Here is a 17,038-nt window from a genome sequence, read left to right on the forward strand (position 1 = left end):
TCACGGCTGCACGATCTTCACCCATCACCAATACGGGAAATACTCTCAGTGATTGATCGGCCTGGCATGATCTCATTTGCCGGTGGGTTGCCCGCGATAGAAAGTTTCCCTCACTTAAATCTTGCGGGAATGCCGCAATCGATGCTGCAATATGGGGCCAGCGAGGGAGAGACTGAATTACGCGAAAAAATTGCACAGAATCTGTGTAAGCGTGGTTTATCCTGCACCCAAGAACAGGTATTAATTATTTCAGGTTCACAACAAGGGATTGATCTGGTCGCTAAGTTATTCATTGATGCAGGAACACCTGTTGCTGTTGAATCACCGACCTATTTGGCGGCATTACAAGTATTTCGTTTCTTTGGTGCGCAGTTTATTGCCTATGATTCGGCTCAGCCTGATATTGATAAACTTAAGACAGAAAAACCTGCTTTTGCCTACAGCATCCCTACATTTCAGAATCCAAGTGGTCATTGCCTCAGTCTGACTCAGCGAGCCGCTCTGGCAAAAGCATGTGACGATATTATGTTGCCGCTTTTTGAAGATGATCCCTATAGTGATCTGGTCTATGACCCTTGTGAGCGGAAACCGGTATGTGCCTTATTACAGCAAGCTCCTTGGATTTATCAGGGGTCTTTTTCTAAAAGTTTATCACCCGGGCTTCGGTTGGGTTATCTTGTCGCCTCGCCAGAGTTGATTCCTTATTTGACTCGGCTAAAACAAGCGACGGATTTACACAGCAGTCGAATCAGCCAATGGCTGGTATTACAGCAACTCAGTGATCCTAATCATTCCGAGCATATGAAGGAACTGGCGGCTTATTATAAACAACGCCGTGATTCCTTTGAGATCTCTCTACAGCGTCATTTAGGTTCCCTCGCTTCATGGGAAAAACCAGCGGGTGGGTTATTTTTCTGGTTGAAACTTAATCACTGTATAGATACTCGTCATCTACTGCCTAAAGCTCTTGAAAATAATATTGCATTTATGCCGGGTGAGCCCTTCTTCCCACATTCATCAACAGGATGTGGTCAGTTGAGACTAAACTTCAGCCATGCAACAGAGGAACAGGCAGATAGAGGATTAGAGATACTGGCTAATTTAGTGCGGGAATATTCATAATATAAGCCGTTTTCTATCCGGTAAATAGGGTACCCATCGACTTATGGGTACCCTTGAAGTCTTAATAATTACCTGAGACCTTAAATTAGCTTAACTGCGCAAACATCGGCAGCAATAAAGACATTTTAATTACGATAGCATTAGCTATATCCAGGAAGAAAGCACCGACCATAGGTACAATAAGAAACGCAACGTGAGATGGCCCGAAACGGTCGGTTATTGCTTGCATATTCGCAATTGCAGTCGGTGTTGCACCTAAACCTAAGCCACAATGCCCAGCAGCAAGAACCGCTGCATCGTAATTCTTTCCTATTACTCGGTAAGTGACAAATATCGCGTACAAAACCATGACCAGTGTTTGTACCAATAGAATCGCTAGCATTGGTAGCGCCAGAGAGGCTAATTCCCACAGTCTTAAACTCATCAAGGCTATTGCCAGGAAAAGGGATAAACTCACGTTACCCACCACCGATACTGCGCGGTCAAAAACCTGATAAAACCCAGTATAAGTCAGTATATTGCTGAGGATAACCCCAATAAATAGGACATAAACAAATATCGGTAATTCAAAAACTGACCCTGCAAGTAACCCTCTAATATAATTGCCTGCCATCAAACAAATGGTAATCATGGCAATGGTTTCGACTAATACCAGTGATGTGATCATTCGGCCTGACTGCGGTTTTTCGAAGGTCGTGGGTTGCAGGGCATCATCGGGTCGCCCATTGGGCGTTGCTGAATGTTTAATGAGATATAATGCTATAGGGCCAGCAATGACGCCCCCGAGTACCAGACCGAAAGTTGCACCGGCCATCGCGACTTCAGTCGCATTGATTAATCCATAATGTTCAACAAATACACTACTCCAGGCCGCTCCCGTACCATGTCCACCAGACAGGGTAATTGTCCCTACAAGTAATCCCATCAAGGGTTCCAGCCCTAATATTTTCGCCATACCGATACCGACGGTATTCTGTATGAGTAAAAATCCAATAACGACAATAATAAATTTTACCAGGGCTTTACCACCTGCCCGTAAACTGGCCAGATTAGCGTTAAGGCCAATGGAGGCGAAAAACGTCAACATTAATGGGTCGCGTAATGATGAATCAAAGTTGGCTTCCCAACCGGTTGTTTGGTGAATAAGCAAGAACGTCAATGCTACTAGTAAACCGCCAGCTATTGGGTCTGGAATAGCATATTTTTGCAATAAAGGAATATTCTGAACACATTGCCGTCCTAGCAATAGAACCAGACTTGCAACAACCAGTGTGCCATAAGCGTCGAATTGGAACATGTTGGAATCCTATATATGAAAAAGTAATGACCTGTTATTGGTATTATTCTTTATGGACATTTAAGGCGTATTTAAGGGACATATATAGGAGGATTCATTGCGGCGCTCCAGACAATGTTGGGACATGTAACTTATGGGCTGGTGATGTTATAGCGCACTCTTAATAGGCAGTTATATGGCAATGATTTATTAAGTATGTTGCTATTACCACTTAATTAAAGCGTAGCACGACTTTGTACTCTTCTGTGATTCCTTACAATAACTTTTGATTTATAACGGATTGTTTATACCCGTGAAGAATGTAATTTGTACTTAATCGGAAAGTGCTATGACAGGGAGCACCATAAGCATGGTGGTTTTAAAATGTATTTTTTGATCTGTTGTTAAATGGGCAGGGTAACAGAATAATCGGGCAGCTAGATTGGGGTAATCCCCCCCAAAGATTTCATTAAGGTTTATCGCGGTAGACTTCACCACAAATCAATACCACATCGGGCCGTCTTTCATGAAGTCGAGCAGCCACAGCCATACATTCGTGGCGTGTGGTATAGACTTCGTCAGTCACGGGCAGAGCCTCACAAGCATCCATTCCGCAGGTGCTAACCAGTAAAACAAACCCTATGAGCATATATTCTCCTTGTTTATAGGATTTATATGAGTATAGCCGGTTTATAGCAGAGGTTGCCTGCTTGTTTTTATCAAAGCAATAGGTAGCACTACCATTTGATTAAGTATTAGCCAAATTTGGTAATAACAACGCCAGCCATAATTACGGCACTGGCGATAACACGCAGCATTGAGGGCTTTTCTTTTAGCATCCAGACAGAAATAACCATAGCAAAAAGCACGCTGGTCTCACGCAAGGCCGCGACTAGCGCGATTGGTGTGCTTTTCATGGCCCAGATAACAATCCCGTAAGCCAGTAACTGCATAGCACCGCCTATAATACCGTGACGCCAGTGTTGCCGGATTTCACGAAAAACCACATTACGATGCATTATCCAAAGGAGTGTGAACATGGTTAATCCATTGAACATAAATAACCACAGAATATAGCTAAGAGGCTCAATACTGGCCCGGCTCCCCGCGCCATCTGATAGGGTATAGCAAGCGGTAAAGGTCGCAGTAATAAGGGCATAGATTATCGCTCTGACATTGAGTTTATTGGGGCCGTGGCGGCCATCAAATGTCATCATAATCACCCCAGAAACCAAAACTAACGTACCCAATAAAGCGATTGTTCGCGGTATTTCTGACAAAATTAGCCATGAGAGCAGGGCACTTAATAATGGGGCCACACCACGGGCAATAGGATAAATTTGACCAAATTCAGCTTGTTCATAGGCTTTACTCAGAAACAGGCAATAACCGGTGTGGAAAGCAACTGACAGGAGCAACCAAGGGAGTGCACTAAGGGAGGGAAAGCCGACAAAAAGAATGCCAATAAGTGAGATAACACCAGAGAAGATCGCCATCAGCGAAATAGCCACAAAACGATCACTACCAAATTTGACTAGTGCATTCCAACTAGCATGTAGTAGTGCTGCCCCCAAGACAGCAAGAAATATCTCACTACTCATCTTATCTCCTTATTTTAGCTACACAGTTTATCGTAACTGTATTTATTTTCACGTGTGCAATACGTAAAAATTACGTCGTCGGCCTGATGTCGGAGACTAAAATGGGGCGAAGGGGGATATCACCTTACTCATTTAACACCAGAGAGAATAGAGACCACCATCAGTATTCGCATCATTATATTTACCTTTCTACAAGATAAATTATGGATGTTTATTCTAGCTAATGATGCTTTTACTTGTTTTATAAATGTGAATGTTACATGTAATAATCAATTTAAATTATTTTGTGATTAAAATAAACGATATTAAAAACTTAGATCTATATGTTGGAGTTAATTAATTAGGATATATCTTGGATGATCTAAATGGACTGGGAAGAATACAAGTGGATATAATTTAGTGGCAACGAAACTTTATCAAAACAGTGCCAGGCATTCATTATTGCTGGGTATTATATTAATTTTATTCTGGGGTGTTTATTTTGTTAAAGAAAAGTATTTTTCTATTATTTGCAATGGTGATTGTACTGGCTGGTTGTTCTGATCCCGAACCAACAGGTACTAAAGTCTTTGGTGGCAAAGCTTACATTGATATGCCAGCTGAATTCACGTTGATGTCTAAAGAAATGTTGGCAACTAAGTATCCTCAAGCCAATGCACCGCAAGAAGCTTACGCTGTTGGCGATGGTAGCGTATCTTTCGCATTTAGCGATACCAATAACGCCATACCTGAAGGTAAGCTTGGTGATGTCGTCAAAATGATGAAAACGCAATTCGCTGCATTTAAACCTACTCTGGAAGAGAAGGATATTGATGGGCGTAAAGCTTATATTCTGACCATGGATACACCGGCTGCGGATGGAACCATCAAAAATGTAATGTTGCTGACGACGATTGATGGAAAGTTGGCTATCGCTACATTTAATAGTACCGAGGCTTTAGCTGATAAATATATGACAGTGGGCAATAATTCATTGCTTTCTTTAAAGTTTAAGAAATAACCATGAAATAATACGGTTATCTTGAACAGGTTTGATGAGTAGTAATAAAGATTGCCATGAGACTCATGGCAATCTTTATCATTTCTAAACCAGTGTTATTATATACTTAAAAAGAAGGCTTAGATTCTGTCTGCCTCTTCCTAACATAGTCATAAATTGGCATTATGTCGGTATGTTGAGTTTTAGGGTATATGATGAAACAGTTTCCATTTGATAAACGTTATGAAATTGAAGATGCTAGCGGCACCATTGGCTACTATATTGATGGCGATGAATATATCCGTGGACAGGATGGCATCCCTGGCTACCGCATCGCCGGTTATGAAGTGTTCGAGCATAATGCCGAGGCCAAACTGGCAGGCTTCCTTGAGGGGAAACATATAACGACCCCGGATGCAGACATCTTGTTAACGATTTTAGATGACCAACAAGTGGCTGATTAATCTTCTCAATAATAACCATGTGGAGCCCCAATGAGTTATCAAACTATTACTTTGTATAGTGATGCGAATTTTTTCAGCCCCTATGTGATGTCGGCGTTTGTTTCACTGACGGAAAAAGCGCTTCCTTTCTCATTGGCTCCCATCGATCTATCTGCGGGTGAGAATTTACAGGCAGCCTATGGCCTGTTATCCGTGACTCGACGGGTGCCTACATTGGTTATTGATGACTTTCAATTATCTGAATCTTCAGCAATTTCCGAATATCTAGAAGAGCGTTTTTCTTCTCCGGAATATGCACGAATTTATCCGCAGGACAAACAAGAACGCGCTAAAGCACGTGAAGTCCAGGCGTGGTTGCGCAGTGATTTTATGCCTATTCGTGCCGAGCGCCCTACTGAGGTGGTTTTTGCCGGGCTGAGATTGCCGCCACTGTCTGACAGTGCTCAGCAGTCAGCTAATAAGCTTATTTCGGGGTTGGAGCGCTTACTTTCCGATGGCAGAAAAAACCTATTTAGCGAGTGGTGCATCGCAGATACGGATTTAGCACTCATGCTTAACCGGCTAGCGCTTAGTGGTGATGCGCTGCCAGAGTCTCTGCGCAAGTATGCAAGTTATCAATGGCAGCGACCTTCAGTACAGCAATGGCGTGCATTGTCGCAACATTAGCCGTAAATGAAGCAAGTGATTGAAGTTGAAACCGAACGTCTACGGCTGCGGCAGTGGGTTCCTGCTGACAAGGCCCCATTTGCCACGTTAAATGCTGACAAACGGGTGATGGAGTTTTTTCCTGCAACGTTAACCCGCAAAGAAAGTGATGCAATGGCTGACCGTTGTCAGCGATTGATCGCCCAGCGTGGGTGGGGAATGTGGGCGGTTGAGCTCAAAGCATCCAGGGGATTTGTCGGCACTTTAGGATTGCATATCCCTACAGCTGAATTACCTTTTTCACCTTGTGTCGAAATAGGCTGGCGCTTTGCTTATCCATGTTGGGGGCAGGGATTGGCCACCGAAGCGGCATTCGCGGCCTTAGACGTTGGTTTTAAGCAATTAAATCTGGCTGAGATTGTTTCATTTACCGCATTAATTAATTTGCGTTCACAAGCATTGATGGCACGAATTGGGATGGAGCGAGCGCCAGAGAGTTTTCCTCATCCTAATGTTAGCCCGGAGAGTCCACTTAGCCAGCATTGCTGGTATCACATGTCAAATCAACAGTGGCAGCGTCGATATGGTTCTTAATGGAGCAGAGAGTGGTGAACTCATTAAATTGAGTCTTTATATTAGGTGGGTTACATCATGTCTAATAGTGGTAGTGACCCATCAACGAGGGCGGCAGTGATATAAATAATAAAAAGTGAATAAAGAAAAATATTGCTGATCATTTGACACCTCGGTTACCTACTTGGGGTAGAACTTTTGGTCATGACAGAGCAATTACAATATAGCACGCAAATTGAATAAAAAACGCACAGTAAATGAATAAATAATGAATTTTGTGTTACGTGCTTGTGATGATGGAGCTTTTTTTAAGAAGTTTTGGTGATGATTGGCAGTGGTCTGGGTATCGGCACTAATTGAAATTGGTGATGCTTCAAGCGGATAGTGGCGGAGAAGGGAATCATAAATCTTTATTTTTATCAATCTGTTAGCTTGAATTGAAAACAATTTAGCCAGCATATGATCAGAGAGGGAGTAATTGTGCTACACTATGCGACCGATAATCAAGGATAAAACATGAAAAAAGTCTCAATCATTGCTCAGTGCTTAATAAACGCTAAGAGTTTCAGTGAGATGTCCGAAGCTGAATCCTCGATAAAAAAGGTTTTCAACGACAGTTACGCCGATCACTCTTTTGAGGAATGGAATACTGATGTTTCTACGTTGAGTGCTAACCGTATCATCAGCCTGGTTGCCGGTGCTTCCAAGGTTCGGGTCAGAGGGTTGATCCAAGAATTATGGAATCACTGATCCCCAACCAAGGGTTTCCAATAACCTGCCTACCATTTCACTACGCCAAGCATGCCAGCCATGCTGCGTGGTGAATGTTTTCCCTCGTATCTTTCCATTTTCCGCTTGTTTCTTTCCATTGTCTCCTGCAAAACCGGTTCTTTCCTGTAAGCGAAATCTGATCCGGTACAGATAATCTGAGTAACGCTGACCACACCACGGTTTAGTGCTGTCGATTAACGTAATCTAATGGGGTTGTACAACTGAGGGGCGGGAAGAATATGTCATTTCTTGATAATGTCAGAAAATGGGTTAGCAGTGCCAAAGTGAAAATTACGTGCCCAGATTGTGGTGCGACGTCAGAGCAGAGCACAGATAAAGTGCATAAAAATACGGCATTAGTCTGCCCAAAGTGTGGCTGTTTATTTTTGCCGAAAGATAAACGCTAGCGGCGATAGGGTCAGCCAAAAATCATTGATGCCCACCGTAGCAGCATTAATGCGCCACAGATACAAAGTAACACCAAAAACGTTTTCCAATGCTTGGTATGTAAGCGCTTGGTCACCATGAGGTCCCTATTTTTATCTGAATATTGTTGTTTGATTTGAAATAATTCTGCGGAGTTTATTTGTTTACCGCAACCTGAGTTATAGTAGCGAAAATTTATATTGATGCGAGAGTTAGTTCGTAGCGATAAAGTGTAATATGCGCTGCATCAATAATATTACGAATAGGAATAATGAAACCATGGCTACCATTCCACAAAAATATGAAAACGCCGAGCGTTGGGCTTTTGGCGATACTGAGCAAGTCGCCGATGATGTGTTGGCGCTGGTACTGGATGGCACTAAAACCGCGACTTGTGCAGCATTAGATGAAGATGGCGTCCCACAAGCGGGTGATGTGTTTGTTGTGGTTAATGGCCGCAATGAGCCGGTATGTGCTGTCGAGTTAACCGACGTTGAGCTGAAAACCTTTGATCAAGTTGATGAAGCGCATGCTTTGGCTGAAGGTGAGGGCGATCGGACGCTGGCTTACTGGCGCAAAACGCAACAGCGTTTTTTCGAGGAGTACGATATGTTTTCCCCGGACATGATGCTGATTTGCATGCAGTTTAAAGTGTTGGAAAAGTTCTGATAGCTGATTTTTGCTGATCGGTCTTCTGATTTATCACCGATTGGGCAGCAGTTCCGAATGGTAAAACTGCATGGTAAAAGAAGAAGCCGTCACTCATCTATTCATATATGGGCTGACGGATCTTCTGATTGGTCAATCAAGTTACCCTCATCACCCAGGCATCCTGATGTCTATCATAATGTTTCTTATATAGCAGCCGGTCTTTACCATCGAGTGTCGCTGGAATACTGGTCTGTTCATCCCACCCATCTAGCTGCATACACAAGTCAGGGTCCGATTTGCAGGGGATACTGAGTGTGTTTTCACCTTTTGCCAGTGGTGCGGATAACACGGCGTCATCAACTTCAAAGTTTCGGATTTTTACTACCGTTTTTCCCATAAAGACTCCTTTCCACCTGTAGTGGTATGAGGTGTGACCAGATTGGTCGCCTTATTGAGAATAGCTGAGCTAAAAAAAAGCGCCAGAGGGTGCCCGCAAAAAAATCACGTCCTTAGTAAGGAAGTTCGGCCAAATTAAATTGATTACGCCCATTCTTCTTCGAGTAATACAGTGCCTGATCTGCGGTCAACATCAGGTCAGCCTGATCAGTAATGCTGCTGTGCTGGTGTGCTTGATACACGGTCACACCAAGGCTGATGGTCACTTTGCGAAATTTACTGTCGCTATGCTTAATCCCCATGGCGCGGATAGATTGCAGAATATGCTCTGCCACCAGACTGGCTCCTTTCTGGTCGGTATCCGGCAGAATGGCGGCAAACTCTTCACCACCATAGCGGGCCACAATATCTGTGCTGCGTTTTAATGATTTACGTAATGCTCTGGCCACCAGACGCAGACAGGCATCACCCGAAATATGACCATAGCAATCATTAAAATTCTTGAAATAATCGATATCAATCATTAAGACCGCCAATGGGGAGCCTGAGCGCCTTGCCCGCATAAATTCATGGGCCAGCACTTTTTTGAACTCTCGACGATTAGGTAATTTAGTCAGCGAGTCGGTTCTGGCTTGAATCTCCAGGCGTCGATTGGCCTTAATCAGTTTCAGTTCCAATAGCTTGCGTTCATGAATATCTTCGGCAGTACCATACCAACATTGCACATTACCCTGATCATCAACACTGGGAACTGCGCGAATACGCATCCAGTTCCAGCCTTTTTCCACATGACAAAAGCGAATTTCAACGTCGAGAGGTTCCTGAGTTTGGAGGGAATGCTCCCAACTTATCAGGGTAGGATGGCGATCATCAGCATGAATGGTGCGCAACCATCTGTCTGCCAGCGCTTCTTCACGGGTTAAGCCGGTAATTTTTTCAAAGCGAGAACTGACATTGGTGATCATCCCGTCAGGGGAGGCCGTCCACGGAATTTGTGGGTTCAGTTCGACCATATTGCGGTAATGCTGCTTGCTACTGCGCAGCTTTTCTTCCATCTCTTTCAGCGGCGTAATATCTATCATGGCAACTGACAAACCGCTCACTTGACCACTGGGATATCGAGCCGCTTTCATGCGCATGAAAAAGACCCGCTTCTTATCTGGCATCTGAAACTCAGCATCAGGGATGCTATCGCTGCAATAAGCTTTTAATAGGGCACTTTGTACAATAGGGACGATACTGGGTAAGAAATCAGCCACTTTACGGCCATTGATCTCTATTGTGTTTTTACCCAATAATTCAGCAAGATAATCATTTACCGTCAGGTAGCGCAGGGTTGAGTCAATGAAGCACAGGCCCGCCGGTGCATTAGAATAAATGGATTCGAGCTCAAATAAGCGTCTACCGGCATCATAAGGTAAATTGCTCAGATTGCGGTCAATACCCCGATAGCCTTTGAATTCACCATTATCGTCAAACAGTGGGATACCGCTGGTTTCAAGCAAGACTTCGCTACCATCTGGGCGAATATTACGGTTTTGCAAACCCGCGAAAGGGATACGAGCAGCCACAATCTCAGCGAATATCTTTCCCACCCGACTAGCTTCATCTTTGGGCATAAAATCAAAGGGGGTTTTGCCGATCACTTCATGAGGGCGACGCCCCAAAAGCTCGACAGATTTTGCCGATGAAAAGGTGTAACAGCCAGTAGCATCAACTTCCCAGATCCAATCTGAGTTATTCTCGATGATGTCCCGTAAGCTGTTCATTTCTTTTAACAGAGCAATGTCAGCTGATTTTTCCCGATTATCATAATCAGTCATGATGTCCACTCCTGTTTAATCGCGGCTTTCCTTAGGTAAAATTCTGTCGGCTATTATTTAAGCCCGCAGATTGTATAACAGGGACAGATTTAGTACAGCTCAATCGGAATTTTCTTAACTACAAATCTTTTTTTGATTTCTACTACATTAATAAATAAGGCGAAAACAATAATTTTAAAATGTGCTCATTTTCACCTTCGGATAAAACTTACATTTAATACACCAACACCAGACTCACGTTGTCTTGATAGCTGCCTGGGGTGCGTTGATTCTGATTGGGGTTAATCACCGCATGAAAGGGAACCTGCTGTTGCGTGCCAGTGCCGGTTCCGGGCAGCATGGAGGTTGCATTCCACAGTGTGGAGCCCGAGGCACCTTGATAGAGCTGATATTGCAAATAATCGGTGGCGGTTGAAGATGTCAGTTTCATTTGCTGCCAATTAGTCACTGGGTTATCACCGGTGGTGACATAAGTATTAAAGGTCGAGCCTTTGGTGCAGGTGAGGGTAATCGTCTGGCTGATCGGATTGAACTGACCCACTAAAGCGAAACTACCGAAGTTAACATCTTGAGCACTATTAATGGCGCAATTCTTACTGACCACCAGGGTGACTGTCACAGTGGATATATCGGTTCCGGTACCTGTTCCTGTCCAATAACCACCGATGCAGGCACCTAAAGCCGCGACTTTACAAATATTATAATTCCAGGCCAGATGAATAACATCGGTATAGGTACCGGCACTGATATTCACGTTAATGGCACCATTGTTACCGGTTCGAATATAGATTGGTAGGCTAGCGCTAATTCCCGCCAGACCGACTACTAATAGATTTCCGCCACTGTAATCTAATATTCCGTTGATGCCTAAAGCAGGGCTAAAAGTACCGGTGCGGTAAATAGAGTAGGGAATAAGGTCTCCCGCAGCATTTTTTAACATGAGATTGTTGGTGGTGCTGACTATTGTTGCTGACAATGAATATGAGGATAATAAACTCACGCCAAGCCCACTACAGGCCATTGCCGTGGCACCTTGAGCATTCACTGCTGTGGTATTTGCCGCCACAGAAGAGCTGGGTGGTAAAGTGACGGTACCCGCAGTAAAAGTGCAGGAGTCAGCCTGAGCAGTTGGAGCTATCAATTCCATCACTAATATCAGCAAAATGCTAATAGCCAAGAAGAAGCCGCTAGGGCGTATTTTTATTTTATTCTGGCGCATTTTTTCTCCCGTTATTTTGTTGCCGCTCATTTGCAGGTCACTGTGCCGATATTCTGTATTCCGGTGCTGGCTTTTAGCGCAAATTGCACATAACAATTAGCGCTATTATCCGCTCGGGTTATTCTCAGTTTATTTTGTGGCTTAATTTGTTCGATATATGCAATACCGTCCCAACCGACATAACTGGCGGGTTTCGCATCGGCGGCAAATATTGGACTTCCTTTCGGTAAATCTTTACCTGACTCATCAACAACATGTAGTGTCGCAGCCGTAATTTGCTCTATCGGGAAATCGATTAAATAACCGCTGCGTTCACTGATTGCCAGTTGGCGTTCAACTTCGGGCATGGAAACATCAGCCGGCAAGCTCATAGGATCTATTTGGAATTTCGCCTGATAGTAGGAAGTGACATTAGGAATTAATAAATAGCCATCGTCATTGGTGGCTCCAATGAGCTGATTTTCATAACTGACCGGGATTTGGCGGAAACCATGGGTTGAAACTAGTGCAAAAGCATCATTGATAGTGTTGCTGGCATAGATCCCTCGGTTCATCATGACCAGCGAACCGCTCATTTCACCCCAAGTCCGGTAGTCGCTGTCATTACCATAGACACCGACCCGACTTTCCATGACGCGCGTCCGCCATGTCAGGTCGGCTTGCTGGTAACTACTGCTTTCACCGCTACCATTGGCATAAGCCAGATTCCAACCCAGCCCGCCGTTGGTTGGGGTCGCTCGGCTATAATTGACCCTTTGACTCCAAACGTTATTGGTATCACGCATACTGCTGAGACTGCCAGCCCCCCAATCGCCGAGAGGAATACTTAACACTATCTGCGCGTTATAACCTTTGCTGCCAATTTCCCGATTAACTGAGAGATAAAAACTGGTATTGCCAAAGACAGTATTGCTGTAACTGAGGTTGACCAGCCGAGTACGCTCGCCTAAAGCATCCTGAACATCAAAATAGCCGGAGCCGATAGAGCCATAAGTTCCCAACCCCAGACTGCCAGTGATCTGGTCAGTACGCCTACTGAGTCGGTATTCACTCTTATAATTCGCCAAGTCGCCGTAGTTAGGGCTGCGAGTGATGCGCTGGGCATTCAGGCTGAAAAAAGCATTGCTATAGCTGTAACCGAATGAGTACTGATTACCATTGCCGCCGTATCGTGGGGAGGAGGGTGCTGCTGAAGTATCAATATTCAGCTCTGGTGCAATGCCGCTGCCTAAAATATCATTACCTGCGTGACTGATACTGTAGGAACCATTCAACACACCGTAATTTCCGGCGCGTAAACTGATGCCACTGCCAGCAACATTCAGTTGTTTGGCGATATCGGCTCGCCCCTCTAACGTTAACCAAGGTGTCGTGCCATAGCGGAGCACTCCGGTGGCGACAGGATCGCCATAGTCAGCAGACTGAATGCCATAGTTTTGGCGTAGCATACCGCTGGAAACACTGAAGTCCCATAGGCCGGGCTTGAGTAAATCACTGGCGACATAGAAGGGAACCGATGTACTGACTTGCCGCCCCAATGCATCAGTGGTAACCACAGTGGCTTGTCCCGCACCATTGATTCTTGGGCCATTATCAATAACAAAAGGCCCGGGATTAACCGTCGCCGATTGGGTCCTAAAGTTATTGATATACAGGTCTACGGTACTGGGGATAGCGGCCTGACCCGCAAACTGTGGGAGTGGATAAGTGACTAAGTCTGGGCGTATGGCAAAATTGCGTGATAATTGCAGCCCGCCAAGGCGCACTGAACTGCTCCAGGCCAGAGAGCCTGTTATCAGGTCACCCGCCGTGTAGCTCAGCATATGATCTTCATCATTTGACCGCCACTGGGTATCGTAGCGGACATATCCTTTCTCTACGGTGACATCCGCGGTGTCTGTCAGGGTCGAACGATATACGCCGGTATTACTGATGACACCGAAGCGATCGAAGAGCCGTTGCTCGGTCCAGGCCGAGAGATTACTGGGTTGACTACTATTATTGCCCTGACTGGCATAAACATCGTAATTGAATAACAGGCCAAGACTGCTTTGCGCTAAATTGTAATCAGTTGGCGTGGCGGTATTCACCCGCTGTTGCGGCAGCCACTCGCTGGGGATATCAATGAGCAGTTGCTGGCTGTCGCCTTGATAGGTGACTTTGACTTTATCCATCGCATCAATGGCAACTTCCTGCAGATTTGCTTCAGGCAGCGGTAAACCCACCGCTTTTAGTTGCTCAGGTGTCAGATAATAATGCCCGCCGCGAAAGACCACCGGTACTGCCTCACCGAAGTTACGGCCATTAACCACCAGTTCCAGATAGAGGGTGGCGTCAGGCATCACCGCGGCAGAGGGCGGAGGCGGCAAATCATCCCCCCTTGCCGTTTGCGGCATTAATATGGGGGATATCATTGAGGCATACATCAATGTCAAAATTGGCGATAGCCTGAATTTGATCATCATCCCAAACCTTATATTCCTGTTTATCAATGCATTAGCGATGCATCAATCAATAGATATTCTTAGATAAGAACAATCTATTGATGAGGAATAACGACAGGTTTGGCATTGCTATTGACCGATGCCGTTAATTGCCCGGTGCGGGCCGATGCCGGAACCTGGAAACGCATTTCACTGCCCGGCAGCACATAGCCCATCAACCCACTATTGATATCATTATTTTGCAAACTGACCCGAGAGATGCGCGCGTGGGTCTGGCCCTGATTGCGAATCGCCAGCCACTGTTTACCGCCATCCGAAACGAGTTTGTAGCTTAGGTTGAGTGGGAAAAACGTCGTGGGGTTATTGGCATCTTCAGATTTCAGACCTTCACCATAGATAAACAGTGGGACGGAGTAGCGCATTTGAAACTTTAACCCCATATTCAGGGCTGGGGTCGGCGCATCGTCATTAGGATCTTTGCGGGGAATTTCATCAATCAGTACCCGGAATGCCTGCTCTTGGCCCGCCGGGACTTGGGTATTTTTAATCAGACGCACCAGTTGGCGTTTACCCGGTAAAATAGTGGCAACCGGCGGGCTGGCAAGCACGGCTGTTTGGCTACTGTAATCTTCCTGCCCCTCTTTTTGCTGCCAGCCTAATACCCGCACTTGCATATAAACTGGCTGACTGTCTCTATTCTCCAGCCACAAAGCGGTGGCTTTTTCATGGCTATTGATCACCGGATCAATCGGCCAAATCAGTACCGAGGACGCGGCATAAACTGAGCCACTGGTGACTGCTGTTGCCAGTACAACCATCGATGAGAGTGATGTTAATTTCGTCATAGTGAACTCCTTGTCGATAAAGTACCCACATTAAATAAATGGTCGCTTAATAGCTGACAGTGACTAAAAGTGTGTCTGTGTAATTCCCCGCGGTGGGTAGCGTGCTGCTGGCAAATAATTGCGCGTATAAAATGATTTGTTGCACCGTGCTATTGGCGGTAATCATTTGCGTCGCTCCCCCGTTGCTGCCATTGCCCCAGATAACACTGCGGGCGCTATCTTGAAATACTTGATAAAACAGATACTCGCCGGTAGCACTGTTGAGTAGTCGTCTGCCGGAGGCGATATTGCCCGAAGTGTTGGCGCCGCTATTGAGTGCCAAAGTGAGGCTGGGAGTCCCGCTGCATTGAACAATAATTGAACCGGCATTCTGGCTGGAGACGATATTAATCGCCGTGGAGAGTGAAGACACATTACCAAAGCTCAGCGTGCCAAAACTGCTGCTATCTACAGTGCCACTGCCCAAAATACAGCCGGATAAAATGGTGGCTTTAACCGCAAATGGGCTAGTCAATGTATCCCCATAACTGCTTGCCCCGGGCAGGCCCAGCAGGGCAAGTACCAGCAATTGAAGCAAGGTGGGATAGCAACCGTGATGCGCCATAGTCCCTCCCTACCAATTGACCGTGACTTGCACGGTATCGGTGTAGATGCCAACGGGCGGTGTACTTTGTATGGGTATTAATCCATAGACGGGAAGGGTGACGGGCTGTCCTGTCGCGACTTGTGAAACCCCCACGGTATTATCCCAAATATGGCTATGTGCGGCGTCGGTATACAGGTTGTAATTCACATGCTGGCTGGTTGTGCCACTGGCCAAATAACGGCTATTGACGCTACCGCTTTGCCCGGCACTGAGTAACACGGTAAAGCTGGTACTTTTGCTACACTGCACCGAAATTGCGCCGGTATTGGCCTGTCCGGTCACGGCAATCGGTGTGTTCAGCATGGTGGCAGAACCAAAATTTAGGGTGCCAAAACTTGTGGCACCACCAACAACGGTACCTGCAATGCAGGTTGGCAATAAGGTGGCGCTAACGGTGATATTGGCGGTTTTTATATCGGCATGAGCCGGATAAACTTGCAGTAATAACAGCGCGCTGGATAGCCATAAAAAAGCTATTTTATAGAATGTTATCAGCGAGTTATCCAGCGTAATATTCTGAATCATACCCACTACCAACTAACAGTCACGTTGACTGTGTCGGTATAGGTGCTGACGCTGGGGGTGGTCTGTATTGGAACTTGGCTATAAACCGTGAGTGGGATGGCCGTGGCGATGGTGCTTGCCGTGCCAGTGAGAAGACCGGAACCTGTTGTTCCCCATGCTTGGCCATACGCGGAGTCTTTATACAAGTTATAGGTGACAAACTCTGCAGTTCCGCCAGCCAAACGGCGCTGATTACCTGAAGCATGTAAGCCATTGTCTATGGCAATACTGTAGTTAGTTCCGGTACTACAGTATAAATTCAACGTGCCACCGGATGTGCTGCTGTAGGGCACTTTTATCTCGGTATTCAAGGTAGATACCGTACCGAAGTTTATGGTACCTAAATTCGTCAACCCACCCGGGGCGGTGCCATCATTAATATAACAGCCCGTAATAATGGTTAATGTGGCCCCTAACGTCCCAGTTACCGTACCTGCACTTTCTGCTGGTGGAGCAGCGGGTAATAAAGCCAGTGTACCTATAATAAGTAAGGTTTTCTTCATTGTTTCTTCCTTAATCATATAATTTGCAACCAGGTAATCTAGAAAGAGGTTGAGCCAATAACGTAGCGCAACCGATGTTTATGACAGTAA

At 45.5% G+C, this 17,038-nt stretch carries 20 protein-coding genes; 8 read left to right on the forward strand and 12 right to left on the reverse strand.

Annotated features, from left to right (window positions below; translation table 11 throughout):
* The first annotated feature begins 66 nt into the window (after positions 1-66).
* Positions 67-1,122 carry an aminotransferase-like domain-containing protein gene (locus N0H69_RS12900; protein WP_375541943.1) on the forward strand — a complete coding sequence of 352 codons (1,056 nt, stop codon included), beginning with the start codon at positions 67-69 and terminating at the stop codon, positions 1,120-1,122.
* 85 nt (positions 1,123-1,207) lie between these two features.
* On the opposite strand, the gene gltS is transcribed toward N0H69_RS12900, so the two are convergent.
* The 3 genes from gltS to N0H69_RS12915 form a co-directional block, all read right to left on the reverse strand.
* Positions 1,208-2,419 (reverse strand): sodium/glutamate symporter, encoded by a 1,212-nt coding sequence (gene gltS / locus N0H69_RS12905; protein WP_050151117.1) that lies wholly within the window; start codon positions 2,417-2,419, stop codon positions 1,208-1,210.
* Positions 2,420-2,867: 448 nt separating this feature from the next.
* Positions 2,868-3,047, reverse strand: coding sequence for a hypothetical protein (locus tag N0H69_RS12910; RefSeq protein ID WP_050109643.1), 180 nt, complete (start codon positions 3,045-3,047; stop codon positions 2,868-2,870).
* Positions 3,048-3,153: 106 nt separating this feature from the next.
* Positions 3,154-3,999, reverse strand: a complete 846-nt coding sequence (locus N0H69_RS12915) for a DMT family transporter (protein ID WP_050121211.1) — start codon at positions 3,997-3,999, stop codon at positions 3,154-3,156.
* 481 nt (positions 4,000-4,480) lie between these two features.
* Here N0H69_RS12915 and N0H69_RS12920 point away from each other — a divergent pair, with 481 nt between their 5' ends.
* From N0H69_RS12920 to N0H69_RS12945, 6 genes are all read left to right on the forward strand, one after another.
* Positions 4,481-4,999 (forward strand): hypothetical protein, encoded by a 519-nt coding sequence (locus N0H69_RS12920; protein WP_050146236.1) that lies wholly within the window; start codon positions 4,481-4,483, stop codon positions 4,997-4,999.
* Between the two features lie 194 nt (positions 5,000-5,193).
* Entirely contained in the window at positions 5,194-5,442 is a 249-nt protein-coding gene (locus N0H69_RS12925; RefSeq protein ID WP_050109640.1) for a hypothetical protein, read from the forward strand.
* 30 nt (positions 5,443-5,472) lie between these two features.
* Complete coding sequence (gene yfcF / locus N0H69_RS12930; RefSeq protein WP_050136353.1) at positions 5,473-6,108, forward strand: glutathione transferase; 636 nt, start codon at positions 5,473-5,475, stop codon at positions 6,106-6,108.
* Between the two features lie 6 nt (positions 6,109-6,114).
* Positions 6,115-6,681 (forward strand): GNAT family N-acetyltransferase, encoded by a 567-nt coding sequence (locus N0H69_RS12935; protein ID WP_050136355.1) that lies wholly within the window; start codon positions 6,115-6,117, stop codon positions 6,679-6,681.
* Positions 6,682-7,176: 495 nt separating this feature from the next.
* The gene (locus N0H69_RS12940) at positions 7,177-7,410 is read left to right on the forward strand and encodes a hypothetical protein (protein ID WP_050109636.1); all 234 of its coding nucleotides are present in this window, start codon (positions 7,177-7,179) and stop codon (positions 7,408-7,410) included.
* A gap of 260 nt (positions 7,411-7,670) precedes the next feature.
* Positions 7,671-7,838, forward strand: coding sequence for a YnfU family zinc-binding protein (locus N0H69_RS12945; protein WP_004706500.1), 168 nt, complete (start codon positions 7,671-7,673; stop codon positions 7,836-7,838).
* 11 nt (positions 7,839-7,849) lie between these two features.
* Here the strand turns inward: N0H69_RS12945 and yniD are convergent, their stop codons facing one another.
* Positions 7,850-7,957: a small membrane protein YniD gene (gene yniD / locus N0H69_RS12950; protein ID WP_087818087.1), complete on the reverse strand. Its 108-nt coding sequence runs from the start codon at positions 7,955-7,957 to the stop codon at positions 7,850-7,852.
* A 179-nt stretch (positions 7,958-8,136) separates the two neighbouring features.
* Here yniD and N0H69_RS12955 point away from each other — a divergent pair, with 179 nt between their 5' ends.
* Complete coding sequence (locus tag N0H69_RS12955; RefSeq protein ID WP_050109635.1) at positions 8,137-8,526, forward strand: ASCH domain-containing protein; 390 nt, start codon at positions 8,137-8,139, stop codon at positions 8,524-8,526.
* Positions 8,527-8,662: 136 nt separating this feature from the next.
* Here the strand turns inward: N0H69_RS12955 and N0H69_RS12960 are convergent, their stop codons facing one another.
* From N0H69_RS12960 to N0H69_RS12995, 8 genes are all read right to left on the reverse strand, one after another.
* Complete coding sequence (locus N0H69_RS12960) at positions 8,663-8,905, reverse strand: YebV family protein (protein WP_050109634.1); 243 nt, start codon at positions 8,903-8,905, stop codon at positions 8,663-8,665.
* A 112-nt stretch (positions 8,906-9,017) separates the two neighbouring features.
* The gene (locus N0H69_RS12965; RefSeq protein WP_050109633.1) at positions 9,018-10,727 is read right to left on the reverse strand and encodes a sensor domain-containing diguanylate cyclase; all 1,710 of its coding nucleotides are present in this window, start codon (positions 10,725-10,727) and stop codon (positions 9,018-9,020) included.
* 214 nt (positions 10,728-10,941) lie between these two features.
* Positions 10,942-11,946 (reverse strand): Csu type fimbrial protein, encoded by a 1,005-nt coding sequence (locus N0H69_RS12970; protein ID WP_050151254.1) that lies wholly within the window; start codon positions 11,944-11,946, stop codon positions 10,942-10,944.
* 26 nt (positions 11,947-11,972) lie between these two features.
* On the reverse strand, positions 11,973-14,411 hold the full coding sequence (locus N0H69_RS12975; protein WP_050151118.1) for a fimbria/pilus outer membrane usher protein: 2,439 nt from the start codon (positions 14,409-14,411) through the stop codon (positions 11,973-11,975).
* Between the two features lie 74 nt (positions 14,412-14,485).
* Positions 14,486-15,235, reverse strand: a complete 750-nt coding sequence (locus N0H69_RS12980) for a fimbrial biogenesis chaperone (protein WP_050151119.1) — start codon at positions 15,233-15,235, stop codon at positions 14,486-14,488.
* Between the two features lie 46 nt (positions 15,236-15,281).
* Positions 15,282-15,839, reverse strand: a complete 558-nt coding sequence (locus tag N0H69_RS12985; protein ID WP_050151120.1) for a Csu type fimbrial protein — start codon at positions 15,837-15,839, stop codon at positions 15,282-15,284.
* Between the two features lie 9 nt (positions 15,840-15,848).
* On the reverse strand, positions 15,849-16,406 hold the full coding sequence (locus N0H69_RS12990; RefSeq protein ID WP_050109629.1) for a Csu type fimbrial protein: 558 nt from the start codon (positions 16,404-16,406) through the stop codon (positions 15,849-15,851).
* 5 nt (positions 16,407-16,411) lie between these two features.
* Positions 16,412-16,948, reverse strand: coding sequence for a Csu type fimbrial protein (locus N0H69_RS12995; protein WP_050109628.1), 537 nt, complete (start codon positions 16,946-16,948; stop codon positions 16,412-16,414).
* Positions 16,949-17,038 lie beyond the last annotated feature (90 nt).

Origin of the sequence: Yersinia alsatica, from assembly GCF_025133195.1 — a bacterium.
Taxonomy (GTDB): Bacteria; Pseudomonadota; Gammaproteobacteria; order Enterobacterales; family Enterobacteriaceae; genus Yersinia; species Yersinia alsatica.

What these genes read in the sequence shown, in the direction of transcription:
- N0H69_RS12970 (WP_050151254.1), bottom strand. Translation starts at nt 11,946, where the DNA reads ATGCGCCAGAATAAAATAAAAATACGCCCTAGCGGCTTCTTCTTGGCT.
- N0H69_RS12910 (WP_050109643.1), bottom strand. Translation starts at nt 3,047, where the DNA reads ATGCTCATAGGGTTTGTTTTACTGGTTAGCACCTGCGGAATGGATGCT.
- N0H69_RS12985 (WP_050151120.1), bottom strand. Translation starts at nt 15,839, where the DNA reads ATGGCGCATCACGGTTGCTATCCCACCTTGCTTCAATTGCTGGTACTT.
- N0H69_RS12965 (WP_050109633.1), bottom strand. Translation starts at nt 10,727, where the DNA reads ATGACTGATTATGATAATCGGGAAAAATCAGCTGACATTGCTCTGTTA.
- yniD (WP_087818087.1), bottom strand. Translation starts at nt 7,957, where the DNA reads ATGGTGACCAAGCGCTTACATACCAAGCATTGGAAAACGTTTTTGGTG.
- N0H69_RS12975 (WP_050151118.1), bottom strand. Translation starts at nt 14,411, where the DNA reads ATGATGATCAAATTCAGGCTATCGCCAATTTTGACATTGATGTATGCC.
- N0H69_RS12995 (WP_050109628.1), bottom strand. Translation starts at nt 16,948, where the DNA reads ATGAAGAAAACCTTACTTATTATAGGTACACTGGCTTTATTACCCGCT.
- N0H69_RS12925 (WP_050109640.1), top strand. Translation starts at nt 5,194, where the DNA reads ATGAAACAGTTTCCATTTGATAAACGTTATGAAATTGAAGATGCTAGC.
- N0H69_RS12945 (WP_004706500.1), top strand. Translation starts at nt 7,671, where the DNA reads ATGTCATTTCTTGATAATGTCAGAAAATGGGTTAGCAGTGCCAAAGTG.
- N0H69_RS12915 (WP_050121211.1), bottom strand. Translation starts at nt 3,999, where the DNA reads ATGAGTAGTGAGATATTTCTTGCTGTCTTGGGGGCAGCACTACTACAT.
- N0H69_RS12980 (WP_050151119.1), bottom strand. Translation starts at nt 15,235, where the DNA reads ATGACGAAATTAACATCACTCTCATCGATGGTTGTACTGGCAACAGCA.
- N0H69_RS12990 (WP_050109629.1), bottom strand. Translation starts at nt 16,406, where the DNA reads ATGATTCAGAATATTACGCTGGATAACTCGCTGATAACATTCTATAAA.
- gltS (WP_050151117.1), bottom strand. Translation starts at nt 2,419, where the DNA reads ATGTTCCAATTCGACGCTTATGGCACACTGGTTGTTGCAAGTCTGGTT.
- N0H69_RS12900 (WP_375541943.1), top strand. Translation starts at nt 67, where the DNA reads ATGATCTCATTTGCCGGTGGGTTGCCCGCGATAGAAAGTTTCCCTCAC.
- N0H69_RS12960 (WP_050109634.1), bottom strand. Translation starts at nt 8,905, where the DNA reads ATGGGAAAAACGGTAGTAAAAATCCGAAACTTTGAAGTTGATGACGCC.
- yfcF (WP_050136353.1), top strand. Translation starts at nt 5,473, where the DNA reads ATGAGTTATCAAACTATTACTTTGTATAGTGATGCGAATTTTTTCAGC.
- N0H69_RS12955 (WP_050109635.1), top strand. Translation starts at nt 8,137, where the DNA reads ATGGCTACCATTCCACAAAAATATGAAAACGCCGAGCGTTGGGCTTTT.
- N0H69_RS12935 (WP_050136355.1), top strand. Translation starts at nt 6,115, where the DNA reads ATGAAGCAAGTGATTGAAGTTGAAACCGAACGTCTACGGCTGCGGCAG.
- N0H69_RS12940 (WP_050109636.1), top strand. Translation starts at nt 7,177, where the DNA reads ATGAAAAAAGTCTCAATCATTGCTCAGTGCTTAATAAACGCTAAGAGT.